At 72.9% G+C, this 24,842-nt stretch carries 26 protein-coding genes; 14 read left to right on the forward strand and 12 right to left on the reverse strand.

The genetic code is table 11. The features are described 5' to 3' along the window. Positions 1-12 precede the first annotated feature (12 nt). The 5 genes from ADL22_RS19900 (at position 13) to ADL22_RS19920 (ending at position 3,160) form a co-directional block, all read left to right on the forward strand. Complete coding sequence (locus ADL22_RS19900; RefSeq protein ID WP_066981207.1) at positions 13-423, forward strand: VOC family protein; 411 nt, start codon at positions 13-15, stop codon at positions 421-423. Between the two features lie 40 nt (positions 424-463). Next, on the forward strand, positions 464-991 hold the full coding sequence (locus ADL22_RS19905; RefSeq protein WP_066981210.1) for a helix-turn-helix transcriptional regulator: 528 nt from the start codon (positions 464-466) through the stop codon (positions 989-991). A gap of 110 nt (positions 992-1,101) precedes the next feature. After that, positions 1,102-1,719: a glyoxalase gene (locus tag ADL22_RS19910; RefSeq protein ID WP_107116350.1), complete on the forward strand. Its 618-nt coding sequence runs from the start codon at positions 1,102-1,104 to the stop codon at positions 1,717-1,719. A 234-nt stretch (positions 1,720-1,953) separates the two neighbouring features. Continuing rightward, positions 1,954-2,592 carry a helix-turn-helix transcriptional regulator gene (locus tag ADL22_RS19915; RefSeq protein ID WP_066981213.1) on the forward strand — a complete coding sequence of 213 codons (639 nt, stop codon included), beginning with the start codon at positions 1,954-1,956 and terminating at the stop codon, positions 2,590-2,592. A 31-nt stretch (positions 2,593-2,623) separates the two neighbouring features. After that, a complete protein-coding gene (locus ADL22_RS19920; protein WP_066981216.1) occupies positions 2,624-3,160 on the forward strand; it encodes a DUF3291 domain-containing protein in 537 nt (178 codons plus the stop codon). 79 nt (positions 3,161-3,239) lie between these two features. On the opposite strand, the gene ADL22_RS19925 is transcribed toward ADL22_RS19920, so the two are convergent. The 3 genes from ADL22_RS19925 to ADL22_RS19935 form a co-directional block, all read right to left on the reverse strand. Beyond that, positions 3,240-4,250: a WGR domain-containing protein gene (locus ADL22_RS19925; RefSeq protein ID WP_234430776.1), complete on the reverse strand. Its 1,011-nt coding sequence runs from the start codon at positions 4,248-4,250 to the stop codon at positions 3,240-3,242. Between the two features lie 101 nt (positions 4,251-4,351). Further along, positions 4,352-5,140: a hypothetical protein gene (locus ADL22_RS19930; protein ID WP_066981221.1), complete on the reverse strand. Its 789-nt coding sequence runs from the start codon at positions 5,138-5,140 to the stop codon at positions 4,352-4,354. 89 nt (positions 5,141-5,229) lie between these two features. After that, the gene (locus tag ADL22_RS19935; protein WP_066981224.1) at positions 5,230-5,697 is read right to left on the reverse strand and encodes an SgcJ/EcaC family oxidoreductase; all 468 of its coding nucleotides are present in this window, start codon (positions 5,695-5,697) and stop codon (positions 5,230-5,232) included. Between the two features lie 106 nt (positions 5,698-5,803). On the opposite strand from ADL22_RS19935, the gene ADL22_RS19940 reads away from it, so the two are divergent. The 3 genes from ADL22_RS19940 to ADL22_RS19950 all read left to right on the forward strand — a co-directional run bounded on the left by ADL22_RS19940 (position 5,804) and on the right by ADL22_RS19950 (position 8,777). Next, positions 5,804-6,238 carry a MarR family winged helix-turn-helix transcriptional regulator gene (locus ADL22_RS19940; RefSeq protein WP_066981227.1) on the forward strand — a complete coding sequence of 145 codons (435 nt, stop codon included), beginning with the start codon at positions 5,804-5,806 and terminating at the stop codon, positions 6,236-6,238. 190 nt (positions 6,239-6,428) lie between these two features. Further along, entirely contained in the window at positions 6,429-7,298 is an 870-nt protein-coding gene (locus ADL22_RS19945) for an alpha/beta fold hydrolase (protein ID WP_199836340.1), read from the forward strand. 246 nt (positions 7,299-7,544) lie between these two features. Then, positions 7,545-8,777 (forward strand): PLP-dependent cysteine synthase family protein, encoded by a 1,233-nt coding sequence (locus ADL22_RS19950; RefSeq protein WP_159048694.1) that lies wholly within the window; start codon positions 7,545-7,547, stop codon positions 8,775-8,777. A gap of 115 nt (positions 8,778-8,892) precedes the next feature. Here the strand turns inward: ADL22_RS19950 and ADL22_RS19955 are convergent, their stop codons facing one another. The 3 genes from ADL22_RS19955 to ADL22_RS19965 all read right to left on the reverse strand — a co-directional run bounded on the left by ADL22_RS19955 (position 8,893) and on the right by ADL22_RS19965 (position 11,867). Further along, positions 8,893-10,350, reverse strand: a complete 1,458-nt coding sequence (locus ADL22_RS19955; protein WP_066981233.1) for an SPFH domain-containing protein — start codon at positions 10,348-10,350, stop codon at positions 8,893-8,895. Positions 10,351-10,493: 143 nt separating this feature from the next. Continuing rightward, positions 10,494-11,000 (reverse strand): hypothetical protein, encoded by a 507-nt coding sequence (locus tag ADL22_RS19960; RefSeq protein WP_066981235.1) that lies wholly within the window; start codon positions 10,998-11,000, stop codon positions 10,494-10,496. 495 nt (positions 11,001-11,495) lie between these two features. Then, positions 11,496-11,867 carry a PASTA domain-containing protein gene (locus tag ADL22_RS19965; RefSeq protein ID WP_066981236.1) on the reverse strand — a complete coding sequence of 124 codons (372 nt, stop codon included), beginning with the start codon at positions 11,865-11,867 and terminating at the stop codon, positions 11,496-11,498. A gap of 225 nt (positions 11,868-12,092) precedes the next feature. Between ADL22_RS19965 and efeU the strand changes: the two genes are divergently transcribed. Both efeU and efeB read left to right on the forward strand, forming a co-directional pair. Next, positions 12,093-14,225 (forward strand): iron uptake transporter permease EfeU, encoded by a 2,133-nt coding sequence (efeU, locus tag ADL22_RS19970; RefSeq protein WP_066981239.1) that lies wholly within the window; start codon positions 12,093-12,095, stop codon positions 14,223-14,225. 72 nt (positions 14,226-14,297) lie between these two features. Further along, positions 14,298-15,572 carry an iron uptake transporter deferrochelatase/peroxidase subunit gene (gene efeB / locus ADL22_RS19975; RefSeq protein WP_066981242.1) on the forward strand — a complete coding sequence of 425 codons (1,275 nt, stop codon included), beginning with the start codon at positions 14,298-14,300 and terminating at the stop codon, positions 15,570-15,572. 53 nt (positions 15,573-15,625) lie between these two features. Here efeB and ADL22_RS19980 read toward each other — a convergent pair whose 3' ends face one another. Further along, entirely contained in the window at positions 15,626-16,915 is a 1,290-nt protein-coding gene (locus tag ADL22_RS19980; RefSeq protein WP_066981290.1) for an acyl-CoA dehydrogenase family protein, read from the reverse strand. Positions 16,916-17,180: 265 nt separating this feature from the next. Then, positions 17,181-17,639 carry an RrF2 family transcriptional regulator gene (locus tag ADL22_RS19985; protein WP_066981244.1) on the reverse strand — a complete coding sequence of 153 codons (459 nt, stop codon included), beginning with the start codon at positions 17,637-17,639 and terminating at the stop codon, positions 17,181-17,183. A gap of 109 nt (positions 17,640-17,748) precedes the next feature. On the opposite strand from ADL22_RS19985, the gene ADL22_RS36845 reads away from it, so the two are divergent. Together ADL22_RS36845 and ADL22_RS19990 are read left to right on the forward strand one after the other, a co-directional pair. Then, a complete protein-coding gene (locus tag ADL22_RS36845; protein ID WP_324615592.1) occupies positions 17,749-17,859 on the forward strand; it encodes a putative leader peptide in 111 nt (36 codons plus the stop codon). A gap of 224 nt (positions 17,860-18,083) precedes the next feature. Then, positions 18,084-19,004 (forward strand): glutathione S-transferase C-terminal domain-containing protein, encoded by a 921-nt coding sequence (locus tag ADL22_RS19990; RefSeq protein ID WP_079064278.1) that lies wholly within the window; start codon positions 18,084-18,086, stop codon positions 19,002-19,004. A gap of 64 nt (positions 19,005-19,068) precedes the next feature. Here ADL22_RS19990 and ADL22_RS19995 read toward each other — a convergent pair whose 3' ends face one another. Further along, positions 19,069-20,397: a cytochrome P450 gene (locus ADL22_RS19995; protein ID WP_066981296.1), complete on the reverse strand. Its 1,329-nt coding sequence runs from the start codon at positions 20,395-20,397 to the stop codon at positions 19,069-19,071. 338 nt (positions 20,398-20,735) lie between these two features. After that, on the reverse strand, positions 20,736-21,452 hold the full coding sequence (locus ADL22_RS20000) for an SDR family oxidoreductase (RefSeq protein ID WP_066981247.1): 717 nt from the start codon (positions 21,450-21,452) through the stop codon (positions 20,736-20,738). 71 nt (positions 21,453-21,523) lie between these two features. On the opposite strand from ADL22_RS20000, the gene ADL22_RS20005 reads away from it, so the two are divergent. Both ADL22_RS20005 and ADL22_RS20010 read left to right on the forward strand, forming a co-directional pair. Then, on the forward strand, positions 21,524-22,339 hold the full coding sequence (locus ADL22_RS20005; RefSeq protein WP_066981250.1) for a helix-turn-helix transcriptional regulator: 816 nt from the start codon (positions 21,524-21,526) through the stop codon (positions 22,337-22,339). A gap of 156 nt (positions 22,340-22,495) precedes the next feature. Beyond that, positions 22,496-23,698 (forward strand): VanZ family protein, encoded by a 1,203-nt coding sequence (locus ADL22_RS20010; RefSeq protein WP_066981254.1) that lies wholly within the window; start codon positions 22,496-22,498, stop codon positions 23,696-23,698. Here the strand turns inward: ADL22_RS20010 and grpE are convergent. Both grpE and ADL22_RS20020 read right to left on the reverse strand, forming a co-directional pair. After that, the gene (gene grpE, locus ADL22_RS20015; protein ID WP_066981257.1) at positions 23,655-24,323 is read right to left on the reverse strand and encodes a nucleotide exchange factor GrpE; all 669 of its coding nucleotides are present in this window, start codon (positions 24,321-24,323) and stop codon (positions 23,655-23,657) included. The genes ADL22_RS20010 and grpE overlap by 44 nt on opposite strands. Next, on the reverse strand, positions 24,320-24,842 hold a 523-nt coding region (locus ADL22_RS20020), incomplete at its 5' end, for an Hsp70 family protein (protein ID WP_159048695.1). The genes ADL22_RS20020 and grpE, both read right to left, overlap by 4 nt.

The following is a 24,842-nucleotide window of genomic DNA, read 5'->3' on the forward strand; positions in this document are numbered from 1 at the left end:
AGCCTGCTCGTCATGGACCTCACCATTCACACCAGCGCTCTTCCGCACGACGACCCGGACGCGTCGCTCGCCTTCTACCGCGACGTCCTCGGCTTCGAGGTACGCAGCGACGTCGGCCAGGGCAAGATGCGCTGGATCACCGTCGGCCCGCCCGGTCAGCCCGACACCTCGATCCTCCTCGCCCCGCCGGCCGCCGACCCCGGAGTCACCGAGGACGAGCGCCGCACCATCACCGAGATGATGGCCAAGGGGACGTACGGCTGGATCCTGCTGGCCACCCGCGACCTCGACGCCACGTTCGAGCGGCTGCAGTCCGGCGACGCCGAGGTCGTCCAGGAGCCGACCGAGCAGCCGTACGGCATCCGGGACTGCGCCTTCCGCGACCCGGCGGGCAACCTGGTCCGCATCCAGGAACTCCGCTGACCGTCCAGGAGCGACGACAAGGGAAGGGGGGAGTGCCCTCATGTGCCGGCCCGAGTGGCGGCGGGCTCGCGTCCAGGCGCAGCGTCTGGAGGATCTCGCCAGGCTGCGCCGCGTCCGCGACCGGATCGACCGGGAGTACGCGCAGCCGCTGAACGTGGAGGCGCTGGCGCGCGGCGTGAACATGTCGGCCGGCCACCTCAGCCGCCAGTTCCGGGCGGCCTACGGCGAGTCACCGTACGCGTACCTGATGACGCGCCGCATCGAGCGCGCGGCGGCGCTGCTGCGGCGCGGCGATATGAGCGTCACCGACGTCTGCTTCGCGGTCGGCTGCGCCTCGCTGGGCACCTTCACCACCCGCTTCACCGAACTGGTCGGCATGCCGCCCGGTGCCTTCCGGCGCCAGGCGGCGGAGGCGGCGGGGCCGGCTGAGGGGGCGGAGGCCGCGGGGCCCGCCGCCATTGCGGGCGTCGCGCTCCGCGTCGAGGGCATGCCGGCCTGCGTGGCGAAGCAGGTGACCAGACCCGTCAGGAATCGAGAAGCCCCGGCCGACGAGCCGCCCCTAGCGTGAGAGCCATGGCAACCAACACCAACACCAACACCAACAGCAACATCGACATGAGCACCGACACCGACACCGATACAACCCAGGCGACCAGCAGCACCGACCCCGCATCGGCCATGGCCCTGACCTCGGTCACCCTGGAGGTGGACGACCCGGCGGCCGCCCATCGCTTCCACACCGCGCTCGGAGTGGACGGGCACATCCGCCTGCGGGCCACCGCCGACACCCCCGGTACCGGTTTCCGCGGCTTCACCCTCGCGCTGACGGTCTCCGGGCCGGCCACCGTCGACGGCTTCATCGGCGCGGCCGTGGACGCCGGCGCCACGGTGCTGCGGCCGGCCGCGAAGTCGCTCTGGGGCTACGGCGGCGTCGTCCAGGCACCGGACGGGACGATCTGGAAGGTCGCGACCTCGGCGAAGAAGGACACCGGTCCGGCCACCCGGAAGATCGACGACATCGTGCTCCTGCTCGGCGTCGAGGACGTGAAGGTCAGTAAGCGGTTCTACGCCGGCCGGGGCCTGACCGTCGCCAAGAGCTTCGGCGGCAAGTACGCCGAGTTCGCCGCCGGCGGTCCGGGTCTCGTCAAACTGGCGCTGTACAAGCGCCGCGGCCTGGCCAAGGACCTCGGCGTCCCCGCCGACGGCACCGGCTCGCACCGCCTCGTCCTCGGTACCCCCGGCGGCCCCTGCACCGACCCGGACGGCTTCGTCTGGGAGACGGACGAGTCGGCGTAGCAGGCGGCTCCGGCCGGTCACGAGGGGCCGCCGGCGCGGATGCCGGCCGGGCTGGGGCCGTACCAGCGGTGGTTGGCCCGGCGAAGCGAGCGCCGATCGGCGAATCCCCCCGCGCCGCGATGGCGCCATGCCGAGCCTGCGTCCAGCGGCACGGCGCTCCTGACGCGCCGAGCCCGCCGCACCCCGGGCCCACGGCACTCTTTCACTCACCCTCATTAGCCATAGAATCCGCGCATGGATACCGAAGACTCCGCATTCGCGGTGCTGGGTGTGCTGGGTGACCCCGTGCGCCGCCGGCTCTACCGGCATGTCGCCGCCGCCCCGGGGGAGGTGGGCCGCGACGCGGCCGCGGAAGCGGCCGGGATTTCGCGCTCGCTGGCCGCGTTCCACCTGGACAAGCTGGTCGAGGCCGGGCTGCTGGACGTGTCCTTCCGGCGGCTGTCCGGGCGTACCGGTCCCGGCGCGGGGCGGCCGTCGAAGGTGTACCGGCGCGCCGAGGGCGAGCACGCGGTATCCGTTCCGCCCCGGTCCTACGACGCGGCCGGCCGGCTGCTCGCCGAGGTGGTGGAGAACGCCGGCCTGGACCGGGAGTTGCAAGCGGCGGCGAAGGCCGCGGGCGCGGCGGACCGGGAGGCGGCCGCCGGCGACCTGATCGAGGCGCTGCGGGCGCGCGGCTACCAGCCGTTCCTGGACGGCGAGACGCTGCGCCTGCGCAACTGCCCGTTCCACGCGCTGGTCGAGGACTTTCCCGCCTTGGTCTGCGGGATGAACCTCGCGCTGCTGGAGGGGCTGGCGCCCGAGGAGTGGTCGCCGCGGATGGATCCGTGCCCGGGCGGCTGCTGCGTGGCCCTCTCTAAAAACAAAACTCATTGACGATAGAAGCGGGCTGGGCCATGCTGTGCGCATGACTGGCTTTCACCTCGCGCAGGTCAACGTCGGCCGCATGGTCGGCCCGCTGGACGGCCCCGAGTTGGCCGACTTCGTCGCTCAACAGCCTGAGATCAACGCCCTCGCCGACCGCAGCCCCGGTTTCGTCTGGCGCATGGTCGACGAGGGCGGCCAGGACGCGACCGGCATCCGCCCCGACGAGCACGATGACTTGCTGCTCATCAACTGTTCGGTCTGGGAGTCGGTCGACGCCCTGCGGAACTTCACCTACCACACCGCCCATCTGCGCGTACTGAGCCGCCGCCGCGAGTGGTTCCAACGCCTGGCCGGCGTGCACCACGCCATGTGGTGGGTACCGGCCGGCCACCGCCCGACCCTCGCCGAGGCGATGGAGCGCGTCGCACTGGTCCGCGAGAACGGCCCGGGCCCCCTCGCCTTCACCTTCCGCGACCCTTATCCGGCACCGGGCCAGGCACCGGGCCCGGCTCCGGCAGTGGGCCAGGCACCGGCCCAGGCACCGGTCCAGGCTCAGGCCCCGGCCGTGCGGCCCTGAGCGGGTAATCGGGCCTTCGGGCTTCGGATCTACGGGCCTACGACTCCAGCCCGTGCCCCTCGCCCCTGCCCCTCGCCCCTCAACTGCCCAGAAACGCCAACACCTCAGCGAGAGGCATCACCGACGCGGGCTCACATCGCATGATCTCGCCCCGGAAGGACCGCACCTCCAGCCAGCTCTCCGGGGATGCCTGGGGAAGGGCGTCCAGCAGCCTCTGGAGGTCGGCCGGCCGGTAGACCTTGAATTTCAGCGTTCGCCGGTACGGGGACGGGTGGACGTCGAAGCGGAGGTCCACCACCGGCTGCGCCGACCGGCCCCAGTCGCTGGAAGGCAGCGCGGCATGTCCGTGGAGCCGGGCGTCGACCAGCACCTCCGAGTCCTGGTCACCGATCTCGCAGTCGAAGACGGGGAACGCGGTCGCCACCCGGCCCGCCACCGCCGGGTGGGCCGCGCAGGCCCGCCCCAGCGCCGGCGAGCAGAAGAGCGCATGGCCGAAGTGCCCGACCGGACTGGGCAGCGGGACCTTGTGGTGTGACCGGCCGTCGAAGGCCAGGTCGCGCCTGGCGCACAGGAACTCCAGGAAGGCGGCGACGACACCGTCCTCATGACTGCCGGCGCGCACCGCGAACCGGACCGCGCCGAGGCCGCCCTCCCGCAACACGATGTACTCGTAGAAGCCCCTCGGGTGGTGGGGCGTATGGGCGCGGCGACAGACCTCATCGAAGCCAACGACCGGCAGGCAGGCGGCTACGGGGGCTATGGGTGCCACGGGGGCTGTGGGTGCCTGGGGCCGGGTGGCCCCGGCGAGGACCTCCAGGACCGGTGTCCGGGCCGCGGCTTCCGCCTGGTCGCAGGGCGGCGGAGCCACCTCGGTGAAGCCCTTCCGCAGACGGTCGTTGATCTTCCGTGCCGCGTGCCGCCGCGCCCGCTCCTCGTCGTCAAGGACCGTCGTACTCGCCTTGCCCGGAACGCGGTCCCGGTCGGAACCCCACTTGATGAAGCAGCGGATCCCGTCCTGGCGGATCTCCCAGTATTCGCGCGCGGCCGCCTGCCGCTCGAACCGCCGCCACTGGGCCACCGGACCTCCCACTCCCCGCGGCCCGCCTTCCGCTCCGCCGCGACCACTCATGTACTCACGCGTTTACCAGCGACCCTGTCCCCGGGCCGTGCCGTGCCCCGGCGACCCCCAGGTCAGTGCAGGTCCACCTGGAACGGATGACGGTAATCGGCGGGGCAGGTGAAGAGGCGCAAGTCCCCCCACCGGCCGACGATGACTCCTGTCTCGTCGTCGCTGGCGACGGTGAACAGGAGCGTCATGGTTGTGCCGCACGCATCGCAGGCGAGGACCGCGGGGTGCGTCAGGTGCCAGGTGGGCCAGCCGCCGAGTTTCCAGCCGGCGAGGCGGGTGATCGCGTCACCGCCGTCTCCGGTCTCGCGGACCAGCTCCGCGAGCCGCGGGCGGAGTTCCGCCGGCAGCTCCTCGCGGAAAGGGAAGTCGGTGACGTGCTCGGCGGTGAGGGCGCAGGCCCGCGGCAGGTAGCCGTCCTCGTCGTACCGCGAGGGCGGCGGCGGAGCCGACAAGGGGTCGGTCACATCAGCCGCGCGCCGCCAGCGCATTTCCACCACCGGGCTGATGTCGGCTTGCGGGGCCGGGGGATCCCAGTGCTCGTTGGGGCACCACAGGATCTGCAAGAGGTCGATACCGGCCGGCCACCAGGGCCCCGGCGCGTCGCGGCGGAAGAGCTGCGCGACCGGCACCATGGCCGTGCCGGGCACCCCGTCGGGGCTGTTCTCGTCGGGCAAGGAGCATACGGGCCACGGTTCGTCACGCGGCCACAGCAGCGGTCCGCCGAGCGAACTGTCCCGGCGGCCGGGCTCCGCCCGCTCGGGATGGAAGATGACCGCCTCCCGCGCGTGCGGAGCGAGTTCGGGGAGCGCGGCGAGTATCGCTTCGCGCGTCGGGCGGGGGATACGGGGCATCGTGCCTTCCGGTCATCTGGTCGCGGACTGCCCGCAGCGTATAGGCCGCCTGTGACAGCCACTCCCGCCCACGTACCGCGAGCGGCCCGTCAAGCGGTGCGGGCGGCGGCCGGCCGCGTGGCCGGCTGGAAGCGGAAGGACAGCGCCTCCAGGAAGCGCTTGTGCCGGGTCTTCTGGACGGCGGCGATACGCCAGCGGCCGTCCGCCTCGCGGACCACCGTGTACGTGGCCAGCTTGCCGAGCCGCTTCGGCTTCCCCTTGTACACCTCGCCGCGGGCGACGACGACGGCGGTGCCGGCCCCGTGGAAGCGCAGATCCACGATCTCCACCGCCAGCTTGGTGCCCTTCAGGAAGCTGTCGAACAGGGCCTGGTGGGCGCGGCCGATCTCCGGCCCGCCGCGGTAGACGGTACCGGCGTAGGTGACATCGGTGGCGTCCGCGGTGAACTGCTCCCCGTAGGCGGCGCCGTCACCCCGATTCCAGGCCGCCGAGCCGCGTTCCAGCATGGCGCGGATCTCGGATATGTCGGCGTCCCGGGCGGAGTCGAGAGCGGTCATGGCGTTCCCCCTTCGTGGTAACTTCCTCGACGAAGTTACTTCGCTGAGGATGTCTCTGCGTCGAGGAAGAGATTAGGGAGAGGAAGGTTCTGTGTCAACGTCTGCCATGCGGGCCGATGCCGGCGACGTCTACCGGCAGTACCTGAGCGCTGTGATGTTCCACGGCCACGCGAGTGCCCGGGCGTGCGGACTGGGCGCCACCGACCTGTACGCGCTCAACATCCTTCAGCTGACCGGGGCCATGACGCCCGGTGAACTGGCCGCCCGCACCGGGCTGACCACGGGGCCGACGACGCGCCTGATCGACCGCCTGGAGCAGGCGGGTTACGTGCGGCGGGCGCCCGACCCCGATGACCGGCGCAAGGTCACCGTCGAACCGGTCGGCCGTCCCGCCGCCCTCGACCAGGTCATGGCGCCCGCGCGGGAGCGGATCGGCGAGATCCTCACCGGCTATTCGCCCGATCAACTCCGCGTCCTCTTCGACTACTTCGCCCGCGCCGCCGACGCGTACCAGGAGGCGGCCGAGCAGCTGCGGAGCTGAGGGGGTGAGCGGGGCACGATGTGCACAAGCGGAATGGTTCATCCGGTCTAGTGCGGATGATCTTTCCTTGAGTAGGGTGAACTGGCGGGAATTCGACCGCTGGTTCGCCTGCTGTCCCCGAGTGCACGTACCGGCCGGCCAGCCTCGTCCCAGAGCCCTCGCCCGAGAGCAGAGAAGAGTGAGTAGACAGATGCAACCGACGTTCGTCCTGGTTCACGGAGCCTTCGCGAACTCCTTCACCTTCGCGCCTCTGCAGGCCGAACTCGGCCTTCTCGGGCACCGTTCGGTCGCCGTCGACCTGCCCGGTCACGGATTCGGGGCGACGTTCCCGCGCGCCTATCAGGCACCGCAGGACCTCGAAGGGCTCGCCACCGCGCCCGGCTCGATCAAGGGCGTGACCCTCGCCGACAACGCCGCGCACCTGACCGGGATCCTGGAGCGGGCCAAGCGCAACGGCCCCGTGATCCTCGTCGCGCACAGCCGCGGCGGTATCACGGCCACGGCCGCGGCGAACGCGCGGCCGGACCTGATCGACCGCATCGTCTACGTCGGCGCCTGGTGCCCGGTCGACCTCGACGTCAGCGCCTACCACACCGAGCCGGAGATGGCCACGGTCGACATCGCCGCGTTCGGTGCGGCGGTGGTCGGCAATCCGGCCGAACTGGGGGTGCTCCGCAACAACTTCCGCACCGCGGACCCGGACGTCCTCGCGGGCTTCAAGGCGGCCTTCTTCGCCGACGGCACCGACGACGAATTCCTGGCCTTCCTGAGCACCTTCCAGCCGGACGAGAATCTGGACGTCGGCACGTCCGCCGACCGGGCGCAGGCCGCGACCTGGGGCCGCATCCCCAAGACGTACATCCGCCTCGCCGACGACGCGAGCCTGCCGCCGGCCCTTCAGGACCGCCTGATCCGTGAGGGCAACGCGCTGACGCCGGACAATCCGTACGACGTCCGCACGCTCCGGAGCAGCCATCTGAAGTGGCTGGCCGACCCGGCGCCGGCGGCCCGGATGCTGGGCGAACTCGCCGCGCTCGTGGACGCGCCCACGGCCTCTTGACCTCCTCCGACCTCCTGACCGATGCGTGAGCCGGCCGGGCGAGCCCGGAGCGGGGCTCGCCCGGCCTGTCGTCGCACGGGGAAGCGGTCCACCACGTCAGCCCACCAAGTCACCCATCAGTGTGGTTTGCCGACGTCAATCCATGTCATCGGTGACGGGGCTCGGGCCTCCCGCACCAAGGTTGGTGCCGCGCACAGCGCACCCCGCGGGAACACCCGCGGGCGACGACACGGCATGGAGGTCCGAGTGAGCGTGCAGGAGCTGGAAGTTCTCCCCTACGAGGCCGAGACAACCGTCCGGGCGGGCGCGCCGGCGGAAGAGCCCCGCACGATCTCGCTCACCGATTTCCCCGTGCTCGGTACGGACGACCTGGACAATCCGCACTACCGGGACGAGCGGGTCTGGGTGACCGCCCAGATCGACAAGATCCGGCGGATGCCGCAGTCCCCGGCGCCGCTGACCGAGGTGGCGCTGCCCCGCCAACTGGCCGGCCTGAAGCTGTACATCAAGGACGAGACGCGCCACCCCTCCCAGAGCCACAAGCACCGGCTCGCCGAGGCGCTGTTCCTCAACGCCTTCGCCAACGGGTGGCTGCGCAGCGACGGTCCGGTCGTGGAGGCGTCCAGCGGTTCCACCGCGATCTCCGAGGCGTGGTTCTGCCGCGAACTCGGCCTGCGCTTCATCGCGGTCGTACCCAAGGGCACGGCGGAGAAGAAGAAGCAGGCGATCACCGCGCTGGGCGGCGAGGTCCACGAGGCGCCCGGCGCCAAGATCTCGGACGAGGCCCGGGCGATCGCGCAGAAGCACAACGGCCACTTCATGGACCAGTTCACCTACGCCGAGCGCGCCTACGACTGGCGCGGCGGGCACGGGATCGGTCCCGAGGTGATCGAAGCGGTGGACCCGGACTGGTTCGTGATGGGCGCCGGCACCGGAGGGACCGTGACCTCCGTGGCCCGCTACGCCCGCTACACCCACCACAAGGTCCGTATCTGCGTCACCGACCCCGAGAACTCCGCCTTCTTCCCCGGCTGGCGGGACAACGACCGCACCGCCACCGCCACCGGCTCCCGCATCGAGGGCATCGGCCGCCCCGCGGTGGAGCCGTCCTTCCTCTTCCCGCTGGTCAACCGCATGATCCAGGTCCCCGACCCGGCCTCGATCGCCACCATGCGGGTCGCCGCCAAGCGGCTCGGGATCCGCCCCGGCGCGTCCACCGGAACGGGCCTGTACGGCGCGCTGAAGATCCTGCACGGGATGCACCAGCGCGGCGAGACCGGAACGGTGGTCACCATGCTCTGCGACCCGGGCGACCGCTACGCCGACACGTACTACAACGACGAGTGGCTGGCCGGGCGGGGGATCGACCACAAGCCCTGGCTCTCGACGATTGAGCAGTTCCTCGACACCGGTGCCTGGAACCCGCCGGCGACCTGGACGGCACCGCCCGTTCCCGCGACGACCCTCTGGAACATGTAGCCCGTCCGGAAAGGCGAGGAACGGGACTGCCCGGGCGGGAGCGCATCCGCCCGGGCAGTCCCGTTCGGCGGGGGCGGCGCCGCGTGCGCCCCCGCCAACCACCGTCACCCGCCCGTCAGTCCGTGACCTCGATGGCGCCGTTGGCCGTTCCGCCGGCGGTCCCGCCGGCCGCACCGTTCGCGGCGGCGGACGCGGCCGTGACGGCGGAGCCGCCGGTCACCCGCTTCAGCAGGGCCGTGAGGTCGAGGCCCGAGAGGGAGTCGAGGAGTTCGACGCCCTGGGCCACGTTGCTGGCCACCGTGCGGGGGAGCTGGGCGGCGCCGTCGGTGGAGATGACGGTCAACTTGTCGACCGCGCCCAGCGGTTCGGACGCCTTGGCGACGACCTGGGGCAGCACCTCGACCAGCATCTGGAGCACGGCCGCGTCGCCGTAGCGGGCGAACGCGTCGGCCTTCTTGTGCATCGCCTCGGCCTCCGCGGCGCCCTTCGACGCCAGCGCCGCGGCCTCCGCCTCGCCCTCCAGCCGCACCGCCTCGGCGAGCGCGGCGCGGTGCAGCTTCTCGCCCTCACCGGTGAGCCGGGCCCGTTCGGCGGCCGCCTCGGCCTCCTTGACCTGGGCGATCCGCCGGGCCTCGGCCTCCTGCTCGGCCTGGTAGCGGGCGGCGTCCGCGGGCTTGCGGACCTTGGTGTCCAACTCCCGGTCGGTCAGCGCCGCCTGGCGCTCGGCGACCTTCTCCTGCTCGGTGAGGACTTCCTGCTGCCGCGCGGCATCGGCCAGCGGGCCCGCGGCGTTCGCCTTGGCGGCCGCCGCCTCGGTCTCGACCCGGATCTCGGCCTGCTTCAGGTAGAGGGTCCGCTCCGCGATCGCGATCTCCTCGGCGGCCTTGAGCCGGGCCTGCTCCGAGATCCGCTTGGCGTTCGCCTCCGCGATGTCCGCCTCCTGGCGCGCCCGCGCGGCCTCCGGGCGGCCCAGGTCCTCCAGGTACGAGCCCTCGGTGGTGATGTCCTGGATCTGGAACGCGTCGAGGATCAGGCCCTGCCCGGACAGGCTCGCCTCGGCCTCCTCGGCGACCTGCCCGGCGAACGCGGCGCGGTCGCGGATGATGTCCTCCACCGCCATCCGGCCGACGATCGCCCGCAGCGCGCCCGACAGCACCTCCTGTGTGAAGCCGACGATGCCGTCCTGCTGCTGGAGGAAGCGCTGCGCGGCGGCCCGGATCGCGTCCTCGCTGCCGCCCACCTTGACGATCGCGACACCGTCGAGGTTGGCCTTCACCCCGCGCAGCGTGACCGCTCCCCGTACCGCCACCGGCAGGTGCCGGCTGGACAGGTCCAGGGAGAAGCGCTGCTGGACGAACGGGACGACGAAGACCCCGCCCCCGACGACGACCTTCTGGCCGCTGTTGTCGACGCTGACCCGGCCGGTCTCCGGGTCGGTGGACTTCTTGCCGCGCCGGCCGGTGATGATGAACGCCTCGTTGGGCCCGGCGACCTTGTACCGCGTGATCACCACCAGGGCGAGCAGCACGACGAGGACGACGGCGCCTATGACGCCTATGACAACTGAATTCATGAAAAATCTCCCCTGGCTTGCTGGGGCAGGTAGGTGCCAGGCGGCGGTTGGCCGACTGGGTGGTGCACAGGTGTGGGTGGGGGCGGCTTACGGAAGTCCGCGCCGGGGCGGCGGCCGGTCCGGCGTACGGCGCGCAGGCCGGTTCAGCGTTCGACGCGGCGGACCGCCACCGAGGTGGACGACAGGGCCGCCTCCACCCAGATCTCGGCGCCCCGCTCCACGGGGGCCGCGCTCCGGGCGGCCAGCTTCACGGGCTGCCCGGCGAGCCGCAGCAGCACCTCGCCGTACCCGTCGGCGGGGATCGCGGTCACCACCGACCCGGCGGTGCCGACCAGATCGCCCTGGCGCGGCGCCGGATCCGTCCGGTCCCGCATCAGCGCCCGGCTGAACCGCCAGGTGGCCCACCCGGCGACCGCGCCCGCCGCCACCCCCGTGCCGGCGGCGGACGCGGTACCGAGTCCGGTGCCGGAGGCGATCGCCCCGGCGAACCCGAACATCGACAGGAAGCCGGCGATCACGGGCAGCGACAGCAACCCGTCGAACAGCCCGTCCAGCACACCGCCGAACAGGCCCTCCAGCACCCCGTCGAAGATCAGCGACAGTGCGAGAACGGCGATCCCGCCGATGCCGAGACCAAGAAACCAGGCCATGACCAGCCCTTCCGCGCTCGCTCACACCGCTTGACCGGGCATGATCGTCACATCCGGGCGGGCCCTCGCACATTGCCGTATCCCGGCAATCTTTACGCGTCTTTAATGTGCCGCTCGACGCGCCTTCGAGGGGCCGCTCGCGTCCCCGCCGGTTCGCGCGAGGTGCCTGGATTTCCCCTCTTGACTCCGCCAGAAATGGGAGGAAACTGGGACATAGCCAGAAAACCGGAGAGCCGCACCGTCGACAGAGACGTCTGTTGGCAGGAGACCCTTAGCATGGCTCTGGTTAGGCCCCCGAGAGCCCCGCGAACCGGAGCCTCAGCGACGACTGAGGCAGATGGTTGCGATGAGGACTCCCGGGGACTGTGTTGTCCGGGGCCGGGCGTGTGAGGCGGCCGCGTGTGGGGCGATCCGCGGATCGCCCTTTTTCTGTGCCCGCGTTGTGCGTGCTTGCTTTTGTGTTCCCGCGCTCGGTCGCTCGGGATCACCCCGCCGTCACGGGCGGCGCCGGTGGCCGGCCGGCTGGGCGCCGTGGTCGCCGCAGCGCTCGTTCGCCTTCACCACGGTCAGGACGATCTTCTGGTGCCGCATCGGCGAACCGGGTCCGGGCTGCTGGTCGCAGACCTTCCAGCTGCCGGGCCAGAACACGTGCCGCCCGGCGCCCCGGCCGTCCCTGAGCTGGACGCCGGTGTCGTAATTGAGCGCCTGGTAGGCGGAGACCAGGCCCTTGCCGCTGAGGTCGGGCATGGTGCCGTCGGCGGCGCGGGCCGGCTCGGCCAGGGTGAGTGCGCCGAGGGCGAGCGGCGCCAGGGCGAGGGTGACGGCGACGCGGCGAGCCGTATGGGGCGTTTTGTGGGTGTTCGTCATGACTGGAGAACGTCGCGGGGGCGGAGTGGTCACGACGACCGGCCGGGTGGGGAAGTGGAGTGGGGGGCTCCGGTGGGGACGCGCGGGGCCTGGGCTAGGGTCGTTATCTCCTCGTGACGAGGTGACTACAGCTATGTAGACATCTTCGGACCGGCTGAACTAAGGTATGCCTTCGCTAACTGAGGTAAGGCATACCGGTGCGTTTGCGGGCCGGAGAGGACGACTATGTGGGACGACGCGTTTCCGAGCTTCTTGATCGGCTTGAGAGAAGGGCTGGAAGCCGGACTCATCGTTTCGATCCTCGTCGCCACGCTCGTCCGGGCCGGAGCCAAGTCCCGGCTGCCGCAGGTGTGGACCGGTGTGCTCGCCGCGATCGCGCTGGCCATGAGCTTCGGCGCGGTCCTCACGTTCACCGCCGCCTCGCTCTCGGCCACCGCGCAGGAAGCGTTCGGCGGCACGCTCAGCGTGATCGCGGTCGCGTTCGTCACCGCGATGGTGTTCTGGATGCGCCGCTCCGCGCGCAGCCTCTCCGGTGAGATCAAGGAGAAGGTCACCGGCGCCCTCGCCATGGGCTCGGGCATGCTGATCGTCACCTCCTTCCTGGCCGTGGGCCGGGAGGGGCTGGAGACCGCGCTGTTCCTGTGGACCACGGCGCGGGCGGCCGGCGAATCCGCCGGGCCGATGATCGGCGCCGGGATCGGTCTGGTCATCGCGGCGGGGCTCTGCTGGGGCCTGTACCGCCGGGTGCTCAAGATCAACCTCACCAAGTTCTTCACCGCCACCGGCGCCGTGCTGATCGTCATCGCCGCCGGTGTCCTGGGGTACGGCCTGCGGGACCTCCAGGAGGGCGGGGTGCTGCCCGGCAAGGCCGCGTTCGCCTTCGACCTCGGCCAGACCATCGACCCGAACGCCTGGTACACCACGCTGGTGCAGGGCGTGTTCAACCTGATGCCGGCCATGACCTGGCTCCAGGTCGTCGCGTACGCCGGATATCTGGCGATCGTGATGACGCTGTTCGTGCGCGGGGTGCGGTCCGCCGCGGCCGGTACGAAGGCGAAGGCGGCACCGGCGCCGGCACCGCGCCCGGCCGAGCCGGCCCCGGTGGCCGAGTCCGAGCCCGCGGCAGCCGCCGAGTCGGAGTCCGAGCCCGCGGCCGAGTCCGAGCCCGAGTCTTCCCCGAAGACGGCCCCCGCCCCCCGGAAGCGCCCCGCCTGGCTGCTGCCCGTCGCCGTGGTCGCCGTGCCCGCCGTCGTCGCGGGCGGGATCGTCGCCTTCGGCAAGTCCAAGCCGGCCGGCGCGCCGACCATCGCGGTCTCCGAGAAGGAGTGCGGAAAGGGCTTCACCGCCCCCGAGCCCGGCCGGCAGACCTTCCAGATGCAGAACACCGGCGACAAGACCTCCGAGGTCTACCTCGTCGACCCGGCGAGCAACGCGGTCTACGGCGAGATCGAGGGCCTGGCCCCCGGCACCACCCGCGATCTGGTCGCCACCATCGCCGGCGGCTCGTACGCCTGGCGCTGCGTGCCCACCGGCGGCAAGGCCGTCACCTCGGCCGCCGTACGGGTCAGCGGCGGGGGCGGCGCCAAGGCCGTGGTGCCGGTGTCCGAGGAGGACCTGGCCGCTCCGCTGCGCGCGTACAAGGAGTACGTCGACCGCGGCCTGGCGACCCTCGCGGACCAGACGCAGCGGCTGAGCGACGACCTCGCCGGCGGCGACCTGGACAGCGCGCGGACCGACTGGCTCACCGCGCACCGCTCGTACTCCTCGCTCGGCGCGGCCTACGGGACGTTCGAGGACTTCGACAAGAAGATCAACGGGCGGGCCGACGGGCTGCCGGACGGCGTGCACGACAAGGACTTCAGCGGCTTCTTGCGGATCGAGTACGGGCTGTGGCACGGCGCGTCCGCCGACGAGCTGACCGGGCCCGCGCGGCAGCTGCACGAGGATGTGCTCGGCCTGCGGAAGGCGTTCCCGACCCAGGACTTCGACCCCGGTGACCTGCCGCTGCGGACACACGAGATCCTGGAGAACACCCTCCAGTTCGAGCTGACCGGCGACACCGACGAGGGCAGCGGCACCAACCTCGCCACCGCGGACGCCAACCTCACCGGGACCCGGGAGCTGCTCGACGTCCTGCGCCCGCTGATCAGCAAGCGCGACCCGCAGCTGCTGGCGACCATCGGGGACGACATCGACCGGCTGCAGAAGCTGCTGGACGGCGCCCACCACGACGGGACCTGGACGCCGGTCGACAAGCTCGACGCGACGACCCGGCAGCGGCTGAACGGCGCCACCGGCGAACTGCTGGAGCACCTCGCGCCGGTCCCGGACCTGCTGGAGATCCGCAAGTCCGCCTGACCGGCCCGCCGTACCCCACCCCCCCCGCACCACCCCGCAGCACCCCCCGCACGTCCGAAGGGAACCACGAGAATGTCCGCCGAAACGCCCGGCCCGCAGGGCCGCTGTCCCGCCGACCGGCGCTCGTTCGTGAAGACGGCGCTGGGCGCCGGCGCGGCCGGTGCGGTGCTGGCCGGCGGCGGGTTCGCGCTGAGCCAGAGCAACTCCGGCACCGCCGAGGCCGCCGACACCGCCGACGCCGGGAAGGTGCCGTTCCACGGCGTCCACCAGGCGGGCATCCTCACCCCGCAGCCCACCGCCGCCGCGTTCGTCTCGCTGAACGTCATCGCGGACAACCGCAAGGAACTCACCGAGCTGCTGCGGACCATCACCGAGCGGGCGCGGTTCCTGACCGCCGGCGGCGCGCCGCAGGACCTCGGCGTCGGCGCCCCGCCGTCCGACAACGGCATCCTCGGGCCGGTCGTCCCGGCCGACGGGCTGACCGTCACGGTCGGGGTGGGCGCCTCGCTCTTCGACGACCGCTACGGGCTGGCCAAGGCCAAGCCGCGCAAGCTGACGCCGATGCGGACCTTCCCCAACGACAACCTCCAGGCCGCCGAGTGCCACGGCGACCTCTCGCTGCAGATCTGCGCCGGCCGCCAGGACACCGTCCTGCACGCACTGCGCGATATCGCCCGGCACACCCGCGGCGCCATGCAGATCAAGTGGCGGATCGACGGCTTCCAGAACGCGCCCCGGCCCACCGGCACCCAGCGCAACCTGCTCGGCTTCAAGGACGGCATCGCCAACCCGGACGTGAAGTCCGGCCGGGAGATGGACCGGCTGGTGTGGGTGGCCGACGGCCTCGGCGAGCCGGCCTGGGCCACCGGCGGCAGCTACCAGGTGATCCGGATCATCCGGATGCTGGTGGAGTTCTGGGACCGGGTCTCGCTGGCCGAGCAGGAGAAGATGTTCGGCCGCCGCAAGGACACCGGCGCCCCGCTGGACGGTGCCGGCGAGTTCGACGTGCCCGCGTACCACAAGGACCCGCACGGCACCGCGATCCCGCTGGACTCGCACATCCGGCTCGCCAACCCGCGCACCGCCAAGACCGACGACTCCCGCATCCTGCGCCGCGGCTACAACTACGACCGGGGCGTGGACAACGTCGGCAACCTGGACATGGGGCTGGTGTTCTGCTGCTACCAGCAGGACGTCCGCCGCCAGTTCGAGGCCACCCAGGAGCGGCTGATCGACGAGCCGCTGGTGGACTACATATCGCCGACCGGCGGCGGCTACTTCTTCGCGCTGCCGGGCGTACGGGATGCCAAGGACTGGTTCGGGCGGGGGATGCTGGCGGCTGCCTGAGCCGCCTGACCGGGGCGCCGCCGGGCACGCCCGGGGCGCCCGCCGGGCGGCCTTCAGATGCGCAGGGTCAGCGGCGGGTGCGCGCCGTTCAGATAGTGGTCGCCGATCGCGCGGAGGCTGTGCGCGGGCGAGCGCTGCGCGGTCAGCACCCGGGCGTTGCGCCAGAAGCGGTCGAAGCCCGGGTCGCCGACGGTCCCGTCGGCGGCGGTCAGCTCCAGGATGCGGGTGGTGATCTGGAGTGCCGCCTGGCCGGTGACCGCCTCGGCCGCGGCGACCAGCACCGCGATGTCCGCCCGCTCGTTGACGCCCAGTTCCCCGCCCATCAGCAGGCCCCGGGCCAGCGCCTCGGTGGCCGGTTCCACGACGGCCGCGGCGGTGTGCGCGGCGGCCACCAGTTCGCCGTACGCCAGCAGCAGATACGGGTCGCGGCCCGGCTGCTCCGGATACCCGGCCGGGCCCGGCTCCGCCCCCTGCCAGGCGCGCGGGGCGGCGCGGCTGAGGTCGCGGGCCTCGGCCAGCGCCCCCTCGGCGATGCCCAGCGCGACATGGACCAGGCCCAGCCGCAGTGCCAGCGGGGCCAGGGTGGCGTACGGGGTGAGGTGCTGCTCGTCGTGGGAGACCGTGCCGAGGATCTGCCCGGGCGCCACCGGCACGCCGTCGAAGGTGAGGCTGCCGGCGCCGGTGAGGCGCTGGCCCAGGCGGTCGTGGGCGGGCTCGGTGGTGACACCGGGGTGGGCCGGATCGACCAGCGCGATCAGCCAGTCGCCGGTCTCGGTGTCGCCGGCGCCGATGACCAGGCGGTCGGCGACCGCGACGCCGGCCGCGAACGCGCGCCGGCCGTGCAGGAGGTGGCCGGACCCGTCCGGGGTGAGGGTGAGGTCCGGGGTCGTGCCGGGGGCGGCGGGCGGCTCGGCGTCGGCGGAGGGGTGGCCGGTGCCGCCGGTGTCGCCGGCCAGCAGCCACTGACCGTCCGCGACCCGGCGTTCGAGCGCGTCGGCCTGCTCCGGCGTGCCGAAGAACCGGGCACTCCACGTCAACGCGTAATGGCGGGCGAGGAGTTCCCCGATGGAGCTGTCGGCCGCCGCGATCTCCCGGATCACCGCGCAGGCGGTGCGCCAGTCGCTGCCGCCGCTGAGCGGCCCCGGCGGGGTGAGCAGGGCCGGCAGCCCGGCCTCCCGCAGCCGCGACACCTCGTCGAACGGCGGTTTGCCGGCCCGGTCCCGGGCCAGCGCGTCGACGGCGAGGTCGTCGGCGAGTTCGCGGGTGACGCGGGGCCAGAGCGCGTCCTCCGCCGGGGGCGCGGCCGGCGGGGCGGCGGGGCGTGCTGCGGACCTCTTCGGCATGGCGCCGTTCACCGTCCTTCTCGGCCGGAACGGGGGCGTGGGGAACCCCGTTCCACGCGTGCTGCGGTTCCCTGGGTCCCCTGGTCATCCTGGGTTCCCTAGCTTTCCCACTGGATTGGTAGGGAATTGGGTTCCTGCATCATGCGGCTGAACTTTCGTCCGGAGCAAGGGGTGTTCAAGGGGTGGACGGGTCAGGGTCGCATTCCGGACGCGCGGGGGCGGAGCCGGCCGTCGACCCGGTACGCCGAGCCCTGCGGACTGCGGACTACGGATTGGTCCAGGACGCCGGGTCCTCCGTCAGCGCCGAGACGCGGCTGGGGAGTTCGGCCGACGCGACATCGGCCAGCGAGACCCCGTCCAGGATCTGCCGGACATTGGCCCGCAGCGCCACCCACAGCGGCAGCAGCGACTCGGCCGGCCCGGTGTACGACAACTCCGGCGGGCGCACGCCCCGTACGGACACCAGCGGGCCGTCCACGACCCGGATGACATCGGCGATGCTGATCGCCTCCGGGGGCTTGGCGAGGCGGTAGCCGCCGTTCCCGCCGCGCTGGCTGAGCACCAGACCGCCCCGGCGCATATCGCCCAGGATGCCTTCGAGGAACTTGTGCGGAATGTCCTGGGCGTCGGCGATCGCCTCGGCCTTGAGCGGGCCGCCGTCCCGGGCGTGCGCGAGTTGCAGCGCGGCGCGCACCGCGTAGTCCGCTCTGGCTGAAATCCGCATGGCGGCATTATCCCCGAGCGGCCGGAACGGGCGCGCGCACCACCCTTGACGCCGCCCCGCGCCCCCTCGACACTCAAGGCGGGAACACTGGCCGACAGGCGGGAACGACATGGGGCACGCAGAGCGGGACAGCGACCGCGCCGGGTGCGCGGCCCGTCCGCTGCCCCTGCTCACCTCGCGCCGGCACATCGATCTGCTGCGGGTCTGCAGCGCGGCGTAGTCCCCCCACGAGGCGCCGGCGGCCCGTTCCCCTGACGCCGCGCCACCCCGGCGGGCCCAAGCCCCTTGCCCCGGAAGCCGTTACGGACGTCCGTCCGCGCCCGTAACACCCGCCTGTGTCCGCAGGGCGCCCCACAGGCCCCTAGGCGAACGCCACCGGCGCCGGTCGCCGGCCCGCCCCCCGTACGTTCACGAACGAACCGGACCTCGCACCCAGGGACTCGTATGACCTCCATCTCCGCTTCCCCGTCCACCGTGTCCGCTGCCGAGGAGTCCGCCGCCGCGCCGCGGGCCGCCGTCCCGGCCTTCCGGGGCCGGATCGGCTCCGACATGCGCAGCGGCCACTACCCCGTCCCGCACCGCTACCGCCTCCACCTCTCCCCGTCCTGTCCGCACTGTCTGGGCATCGCCATCACCCACACCCTGCTCGACCTCGGCGACCGGCTCCCGGTGACCGTGCTGCCCGCCGTGCCCGACGCCCCGGACTGCGGCTACGCCGCGCTGCGCCCGCTCTACGAGGCCAGCGCGCACCAGTACCGCGGTCCGGCCGCGGCGCCGGTGCTCAGCGACGACTGGACCGGACGGATCGTCAGCACACACGCCCCGGACATCCAGCGCGACCTGGCCGAACGGTTCGCTGCCCGCGGCCGCGCCCTGTACCCGGCCGGGACCGACGGCGCCCTCGACGCGCTGGAGCGGCTCTGCGAGGACGGCATCAACCAGGCCGCCCAGCGCGCCGGCCGGCTCGGCAGCGACCACCCCGGTTACGGGACCGCGCTGGCCACCCTCCTCGGGGCGCTCGCCGAGCTGGACCGGCGACTGGCGGACCGCCCGTACCTGTTCGGCGGCGAACCGACCGCGGCGGACGTGCGGTTGTGGGTGACCCTCGTCCAGCTGGACACCGTCCACCGCTGGCACCTGGACGCCGACGCCGTGCACCGCATGGCCGGCCACCGCCGCCTGTGGGCCTACGCCCGCCGGCTGGCCGCGCACCCCGCCTTCGGGCGCCACCTCGACCTGGACGCCATCGCCCGCCGCCACCACGCCCGGTGCCAGGGGCGGGAGGCCGCCGGCGCGGCCGTCCAGATCCTCGACTGGACCACCGCGCACACCGCCGGACGGCACATCGCCCCGGCGCCGCACTGACCGGCCGCGCACCGACCGGCCCCGCCTTGGCCGGCCGTACGCGGCCTGCCAGGGCGGCTCCGGGTCACTCCGCGAGCCGCAGGGGCAGCGACTTCAGCCCGTGGATGAAGTTGGACACCAGCCGCTGCGGCGGTCCGCCGACCGCCACGGCCGGCAGCAGGGCGCAGGTCTCCTCGTAGAGCACCCGCAGCTGCAACCGGGCCAGATGCGCGCCCAGGCACACGTGCGGGCCGTCGCCGAACGAGACGTGCGGGTTCGGGGTGCGGGCGAGGTCGAGCCGGCCGGGCTCGGTGAAGACTCGTTCGTCGTAGTTGGCCGAACCGTGGAAGACCACGACCTTGTCGCCGGCCCGGATCGGCTGCCCGGCCAGTTCGGTGTCCTCGGCGGCGGTGCGGCGGAAGCTGAGCACCGGCGGGTGCCGGCGCAGCAGCTCCTCCACCGCGCTCGCCACCGGGACCGCGCCGGTACGCAGCGCCCGGTAGGCGGCGGGGTGCCGGGCCAGCTCCAGGAGTCCGCCCGGGGCGGCGCTGCGGACGGTGTCGTTGCCCGCGACGGTCAGCAGGAAGAAGAACATCTCCAGCTCCGGGACGGTCAGTTCGCGGTCGGCGGCGAGCACCGAGACCACATCGTCGCCCGGATGCCGGCGCTTGTGCGCCGCCAGGTCGCGGGCGTAGCCGAACATGTCCTGGAGCATCGCCGGGGAGCGCGGATCGGCGGGTCGGCCGTCCGCGCCGGCCACCTCCGGGCCGGCCTCGTCCGGGTCCTGGTAGCCGATGACGCGGCGGGTCCAGTGCAGCAGCAGCCCGCGGTCGCCGGGCGGAATACCCAGCAGATCGGCGAGGTTGAGCAGGGCGTAGTCGTCGGTGACCGCCGTGACGATATCGCACACCCCGTCGCCGCCCCCGCGCGCGGCATCGACCGCGGCGGTCAGCAGGGCGCGCGCCCGGGCCCGTACGGCGGACTCGAAGCGCTCCACCCGGCCGCGGGTGAAGGCCCGGCTGACCAGGCGCCGCAGCCGCCCGTGGTCGTTGGGCTCCGCCGCGCCCGCGCGCGGTGCCGTGCCCGGCGCCGGGTCCTGATTGAGCATCATCCGCCGGATGAACGGCAGGTCGGCGGGGTCGGGATCGCGGATCTGGGTGGCCCCCAGCCAGGAGGAGAAGGTCCGCGCGTCCTTCAGGACCCGTACGACGTCCCGGTGCCGGGTGACCGCCCAGAAACCGGGCCCGGCCGGCCAGCCCAGTACCTCCGGCTCGTCCTGCCAGGCCACCGGGTAGCGGTCGCGCAGCAGCCGGTACGCGGCGTGCGGCAGCCCGGCGGCGTAGCGGCGCGGGTCGAAGACGTCGGGGATGTCGCCGCCCGGGCCGGCTGAGCCGTCGGGGTTCCGATCGGCCAAACCGGCGCTCGAATAGGCCAATTCGCCGTTCGCCGGGGCGGCCGGGGTGCCGTTCGGTTCGGCCAAGGAAGCCACGGGCTCTCCCTCCGCGTTCGGGCCGGGTCACGTTCCGGCCGGTAGCCCGTGCGCGCGGCGCCGGGCGCTTACGCCCACCCACCCTGACCGCGGCCCGGCGAGCCCGCAAGAGCACCCGAGGCCCCTCGGAGCGCGCGGACAGGCGGCACGAGGAGCCCAGGCATCGAGGCGGGCCAGGTCCCGGTGATCATGGAGCTGCGACGCTCGGTGCCCACTGGGAGACCTGGGCCCGTTTTCCTTCAACAGGGCCTGGTCAGCGCCGCTCACCAGGGCACCGGCGTTCCGTCCCAGGAGAAGAAGCCACCGGTGGGGCCGTCGTCCGGTAGCAGGGCCAGGCGGGCGGCTCCCTGGGCGGCCTCGGCCGGGTCGTCGCCGGCAGCGGCGGCCAGGGGGTTGAGGTCGGTGGCCCGCATGCCGGGGGCGAGCGCGTTGACCTTGAAGCCGTCCTCGGCCAGCGTCTGGGCGTAAAGGACGGTGAGGGCGTTGAGGGCGGCCTTGGACGACCGGTAGGCGGCGGCGCCGCCGCTTCCCGGGGTGAACTGGGGGTTGGGGTGCGTGCTCCAGGTCAGTGATGCGGTGCCACTGGAGACGTTGACGATGCGGGGACGCGGGGACCGGCGCAGGGCGGGCAGGAAGGCGTTGGTCACCGCCACCACCCCGAAGACGTTGGTCTCGTAGGTGCGCCGGAACTCCTCGACGCCCGTGGCGGCCGGCGGGGCGAGTGACGGTGAGATCCCGGCGTTGTTGACCAGCACGTCCAGGCGGTCCACCTGGGTCGCGGCCCGTGCGATGCCGTCCGGATCCGTCACGTCGAGGACCAGCAGGCGGGCGCCCGCGCCGATCTCCTCGACGGCTCGCTGTCCGCGCCCGCGGTCGCGGGAGCCCACGTACACGGTGAGGCCCTCGGCGGCGAGGAGCCGGGCGATGTGCTTGCCGATGCCCTTGCCGGCACCGGTGACAAGAGCTGTGCGATCGTTCATGGCACCTACCGTTCCCTGGCCGCGGGCGGCCTGCCAGGGACAACCTGTACCAGGCAGTGGGAGGACGCGGTATGGCACGGCAGGAACTGGCCCGCTTCCTGCGGGACCGCAGGGCGGGCCTGCGTCCACCCGAGGTCGGCCTGACGGCGACGGGCACCGATCGCCGGACACCGGGCCTGCGCCGCGAAGAGGTGGCGGAACTCGCCCACATGTCGGTCGACTACTACACGCGGCTGGAGCAGGCCCGGGGCCCGCGGCCGTCCCCCCGGATCCTGGACGCGTTGTCCCAGGCACTACGGCTCACGCCGGCCGAGCGCAGCCACCTGTTCCGTCTGGCGGGAACGAGCGCACCGCCCGGCATCAGCGCGGTGCGGCGGGTACGCCCGCAGGTGGCCCGGATGCTGGAGCGGTTGCCGGAGACCGGCGCCATCGTCACCGATGCCGCGTACGGCGTCGTCGCCTGGAACCCTCTGGCCCAGGCACTGCTCGGCGGCGATCTCGCAGGCGGGAGGACGAACCTGGCCCGGCGCCGCTTCCTCGGCCAGGGGCGGATGTACGAGAGCTCCAGCGCCGAGGAGTTCGGGCACATTGTCGTGGCGCGGCTGCGGCGGGCCGCCGACCGCTACCCGCATGACCCGCAGCTGACCGCTCTCCTGGCCGAACTGCACACCGGCAGCGAGGAGTTCCGGCAGATATGGCACACGCGCCCGGTCCACGCCCCCGGGCACCGCACCAAGACCCTGGATCACCCGGAGACCGGCCCGCTGCGGTTGAACTGCGACGTCCTGCTCGTGCCCGAGGATGACCAGGAAGTCGTCCTGATCACGGCCGACCCCGGATCACCTGCCGCGCGGACCCTGCGCCGACTGGCCAGGCAGGCGACCTGAAACACAGGACGGGCACAGGTCCCGCCAGTGGGTGCGGAGTTACCCACGGTCACACATCCCTGACTACACTTCCGCACTTCGACAGTTCCGGCGCTTTCGCGCCCTTTCGCGCGCCTGCGTCAACGACTCCGCCAACGACTCCGCCAAGGGAATCCGGTGATCAACGCTTCCATCGGTGCCGTGCCGGGCCTCATACCGGCCTTTCTCCTCCTCGCCGCCCTCCTGGGGGCCGCCGCCGCGGCCGCTGCCCGGGCCAGGGGCGGCCCGGTCGTCCTGTCCGTGCTGACCGCGGCAGCCTTATCCGGGGTGCTGGTGGTGACCCTGCTGCCCGGAGGCGGGGGTTCCGGTCAGTCCGGGGCCTGCGATATCGGGCTGCCCGGCTGGGAGTTCCTGGGCTCGGAGTCGTCGCGGCTGAACGTCGCGCTGTTCGTCCCGGTGAGCTTCCTCGCGGTCCTGCTGTTCCCCCGCCCGGTCGCGGTGCTGGCCGGCGCGCTGCTGCTCACCGGCGCCATCGAGCTGGTGCAGGCGGTGACGGAGCTGGGCCGGGCGTGCAGTTACGACGACCTCAAGGCGAACGCGCTCGGCGGGCTGCTCGGCGTCCTGCTCGGCACCGCCGTCCAGTGGATCCGCGCGCGCCGCCGTCCGGTGACGCTCCGCGACACCCTGTGGGGGACCGGCGCGGCCGCCGCCGGCGGACTGCTGCTGACCGGCCTCTTCCTGCTCACGGTCGAGCCGGGTGACGGGGACGCACAGGCACAGGCCCGGCGTGCGGAGAGCCGCCCGCGGGAAGCCTGGATCGAGGCAGCCGTCACCGAGTTGTTCGGGCCAGGCGCGGGCCCTGGCGGAGGGAACGACCTGAAGCTGTCCGACGGGCGTTGGCGGCTCACGATGGAGGTCGCGGGAGGCGGTTCGGCGGTCGCCCTGTGGCCGGAGCGGCGGCTGGAGCGGTTCACGATGAAGCCGGTGGGACCCGCCACGGAGGCCGGCGAGCCGCTGTCCCCGGACCGGGCACGCGCCGTTGCGGACCGCTTCGTGCGGAAGTGGTGCCCCGGGGTGGCGGAGGGCGCGGAGGCCACCCTCGTTCCGTTGCAGGGTGACGGCACCGGTAAGCCTGGCGACGGCGGGAACGGGCGCAAGGGCGGCGGCTACCGTCTGACGTACCGTCAGAAAGGACCGGTCGCCGCCGGGTCGCCGGCGCGACTGGAGGTCACGGTGTCGCCGGCGGGGCGGGTGGTGGAGCTGATGACGCCCGGGGCCGGGGACGAGACCGGGCACGGCCCCGGGAGCGAGGGAGGGAGCGGGCAGTCGGCCCGGCCTACGGCAGTTGGGTCTCGTGCCGTGGTGGCGGCTCCCCGGTGACGGCTACCTGGGCGGGGCGGAGGAGGCGATCGCCGACCAGGAAGCCCTGGCGGAGGATTTGGCCGCAGACCGGGCGCTCGTCTGTCGTGATGTGGTCCGTGGGGGCGGGCGGGGTGTAGGAGACGGCCTCGTGGACGGTGGGGTCGAAGGGGTCGCCGGCGGTGCCGAAGGGGACCAGGCCCAGGGCGGCCAGTTCGCGTTCCAGGAGGTCCGCGACGCGCCGGAAGCCGCCGGTCACCTCGCCCTGCGCACCGGCCTCGGCGATCGCGTCCAGGACGGGCAGCAGCCGCTCCAGCACGTTGACCACGGCGATCTGACCGACCGCCAGCCGGTCCCGGTGGACCCGCCGCCGGTAGTTGTCGAACTCGGCCTTGAGGCGCTGGAGATCGGCGGTGCGTTCGCGCAGCTCGGCTTCCAGGCGGGCGGTGTCGGGACCCTTGCGCGGGCCGCCGCCGGGCTCTCCGGCGGGAGCGCGAGGCGGTGCGGTGCCCGGCTCGCCCGTGTGCCGTTCCCGGGGCGGGGAGGGCTGGGGCGGCGGTGGGGCCGGGCCGCGTTCCGGGCCGCCGCGGCCGACCAGGGCGAGCGGCGGGCGGGGGAGCGGGCCGCGGTCGGTCGGGCGGTTCATCGTCCGCGTCCTTCCTGCTTGTCGTCGTCGACGATCTCGGCGTCGACCACATCGTCGTCGGCCTTGGCCTGGTGCCCGGCCTGCCCGGTCTGCCCGCCTGCCGCACCGGGACCGGCCCCGGCCTGGGCCGACTGCGCGTCGGCGTACATGGCCTGGCCCATCTTCTGGGACACCGCCGCGACCTTCTCCGACGCGGCCCGGATCGCCGCGCTGTCCTCGCCCTTGAGCTTCTCCTTCAGCTCGCCGACGGCGGCCTCGACCTCGGATTTCACCTCGGCGGGCACCTTGTCCTCGTTGTCCTTGAGGAACTTCTCGGTCTGGTAGGCCAGTTGCTCGCCCTGGTTGCGGGTCTCGGCCGCCTCCCGCTTGCGGCGGTCGTCCTCGGCGTACTGCTCGGCGTCCCGGACCATCCGGTCGATGTCGTCCTTCGGCAGCGAGGAGCCGCCGGTGACGGTCATCTTCTGCTCCTTGCCCGTGCCCAGGTCCTTGGCGGTCACGTGCATGATGCCGTTGGCGTCG

It is taken from the genome of Streptomyces sp. NRRL F-4489 (assembly GCF_001509485.1).
GTDB lineage: Bacteria > Actinomycetota > Actinomycetes > Streptomycetales > Streptomycetaceae > Streptomyces.

Coding starts and splice junctions, on each gene's coding strand:
- ADL22_RS19920 (WP_066981216.1), top strand. CDS start 2,624: ATGACTGGCTTTCACCTCGCGCAGGTCAACGTCGGCCGCATGGTCGGC.
- ADL22_RS19930 (WP_066981221.1), bottom strand. CDS start 5,140: ATGCCCCGTATCCCCCGCCCGACGCGCGAAGCGATACTCGCCGCGCTC.
- ADL22_RS19945 (WP_199836340.1), top strand. CDS start 6,429: ATGCAACCGACGTTCGTCCTGGTTCACGGAGCCTTCGCGAACTCCTTC.
- ADL22_RS19935 (WP_066981224.1), bottom strand. CDS start 5,697: ATGACCGCTCTCGACTCCGCCCGGGACGCCGACATATCCGAGATCCGC.
- ADL22_RS19980 (WP_066981290.1), bottom strand. CDS start 16,915: ATGCCGAAGAGGTCCGCAGCACGCCCCGCCGCCCCGCCGGCCGCGCCC.
- efeU (WP_066981239.1), top strand. CDS start 12,093: ATGTGGGACGACGCGTTTCCGAGCTTCTTGATCGGCTTGAGAGAAGGG.
- ADL22_RS19915 (WP_066981213.1), top strand. CDS start 1,954: ATGGATACCGAAGACTCCGCATTCGCGGTGCTGGGTGTGCTGGGTGAC.
- ADL22_RS19940 (WP_066981227.1), top strand. CDS start 5,804: ATGCGGGCCGATGCCGGCGACGTCTACCGGCAGTACCTGAGCGCTGTG.
- ADL22_RS19960 (WP_066981235.1), bottom strand. CDS start 11,000: ATGGCCTGGTTTCTTGGTCTCGGCATCGGCGGGATCGCCGTTCTCGCA.
- ADL22_RS19905 (WP_066981210.1), top strand. CDS start 464: ATGTGCCGGCCCGAGTGGCGGCGGGCTCGCGTCCAGGCGCAGCGTCTG.
- ADL22_RS36845 (WP_324615592.1), top strand. CDS start 17,749: ATGGGGCACGCAGAGCGGGACAGCGACCGCGCCGGGTGCGCGGCCCGT.
- ADL22_RS19990 (WP_079064278.1), top strand. CDS start 18,084: ATGACCTCCATCTCCGCTTCCCCGTCCACCGTGTCCGCTGCCGAGGAG.
- grpE (WP_066981257.1), bottom strand. CDS start 24,323: ATGAACCGCCCGACCGACCGCGGCCCGCTCCCCCGCCCGCCGCTCGCC.
- ADL22_RS20000 (WP_066981247.1), bottom strand. CDS start 21,452: ATGAACGATCGCACAGCTCTTGTCACCGGTGCCGGCAAGGGCATCGGC.
- ADL22_RS19955 (WP_066981233.1), bottom strand. CDS start 10,350: ATGAATTCAGTTGTCATAGGCGTCATAGGCGCCGTCGTCCTCGTCGTG.
- ADL22_RS19985 (WP_066981244.1), bottom strand. CDS start 17,639: ATGCGGATTTCAGCCAGAGCGGACTACGCGGTGCGCGCCGCGCTGCAA.
- efeB (WP_066981242.1), top strand. CDS start 14,298: ATGTCCGCCGAAACGCCCGGCCCGCAGGGCCGCTGTCCCGCCGACCGG.
- ADL22_RS19965 (WP_066981236.1), bottom strand. CDS start 11,867: ATGACGAACACCCACAAAACGCCCCATACGGCTCGCCGCGTCGCCGTC.
- ADL22_RS19910 (WP_107116350.1), top strand. CDS start 1,102: ATGGCCCTGACCTCGGTCACCCTGGAGGTGGACGACCCGGCGGCCGCC.
- ADL22_RS19900 (WP_066981207.1), top strand. CDS start 13: ATGGACCTCACCATTCACACCAGCGCTCTTCCGCACGACGACCCGGAC.
- ADL22_RS20005 (WP_066981250.1), top strand. CDS start 21,524: ATGGCACGGCAGGAACTGGCCCGCTTCCTGCGGGACCGCAGGGCGGGC.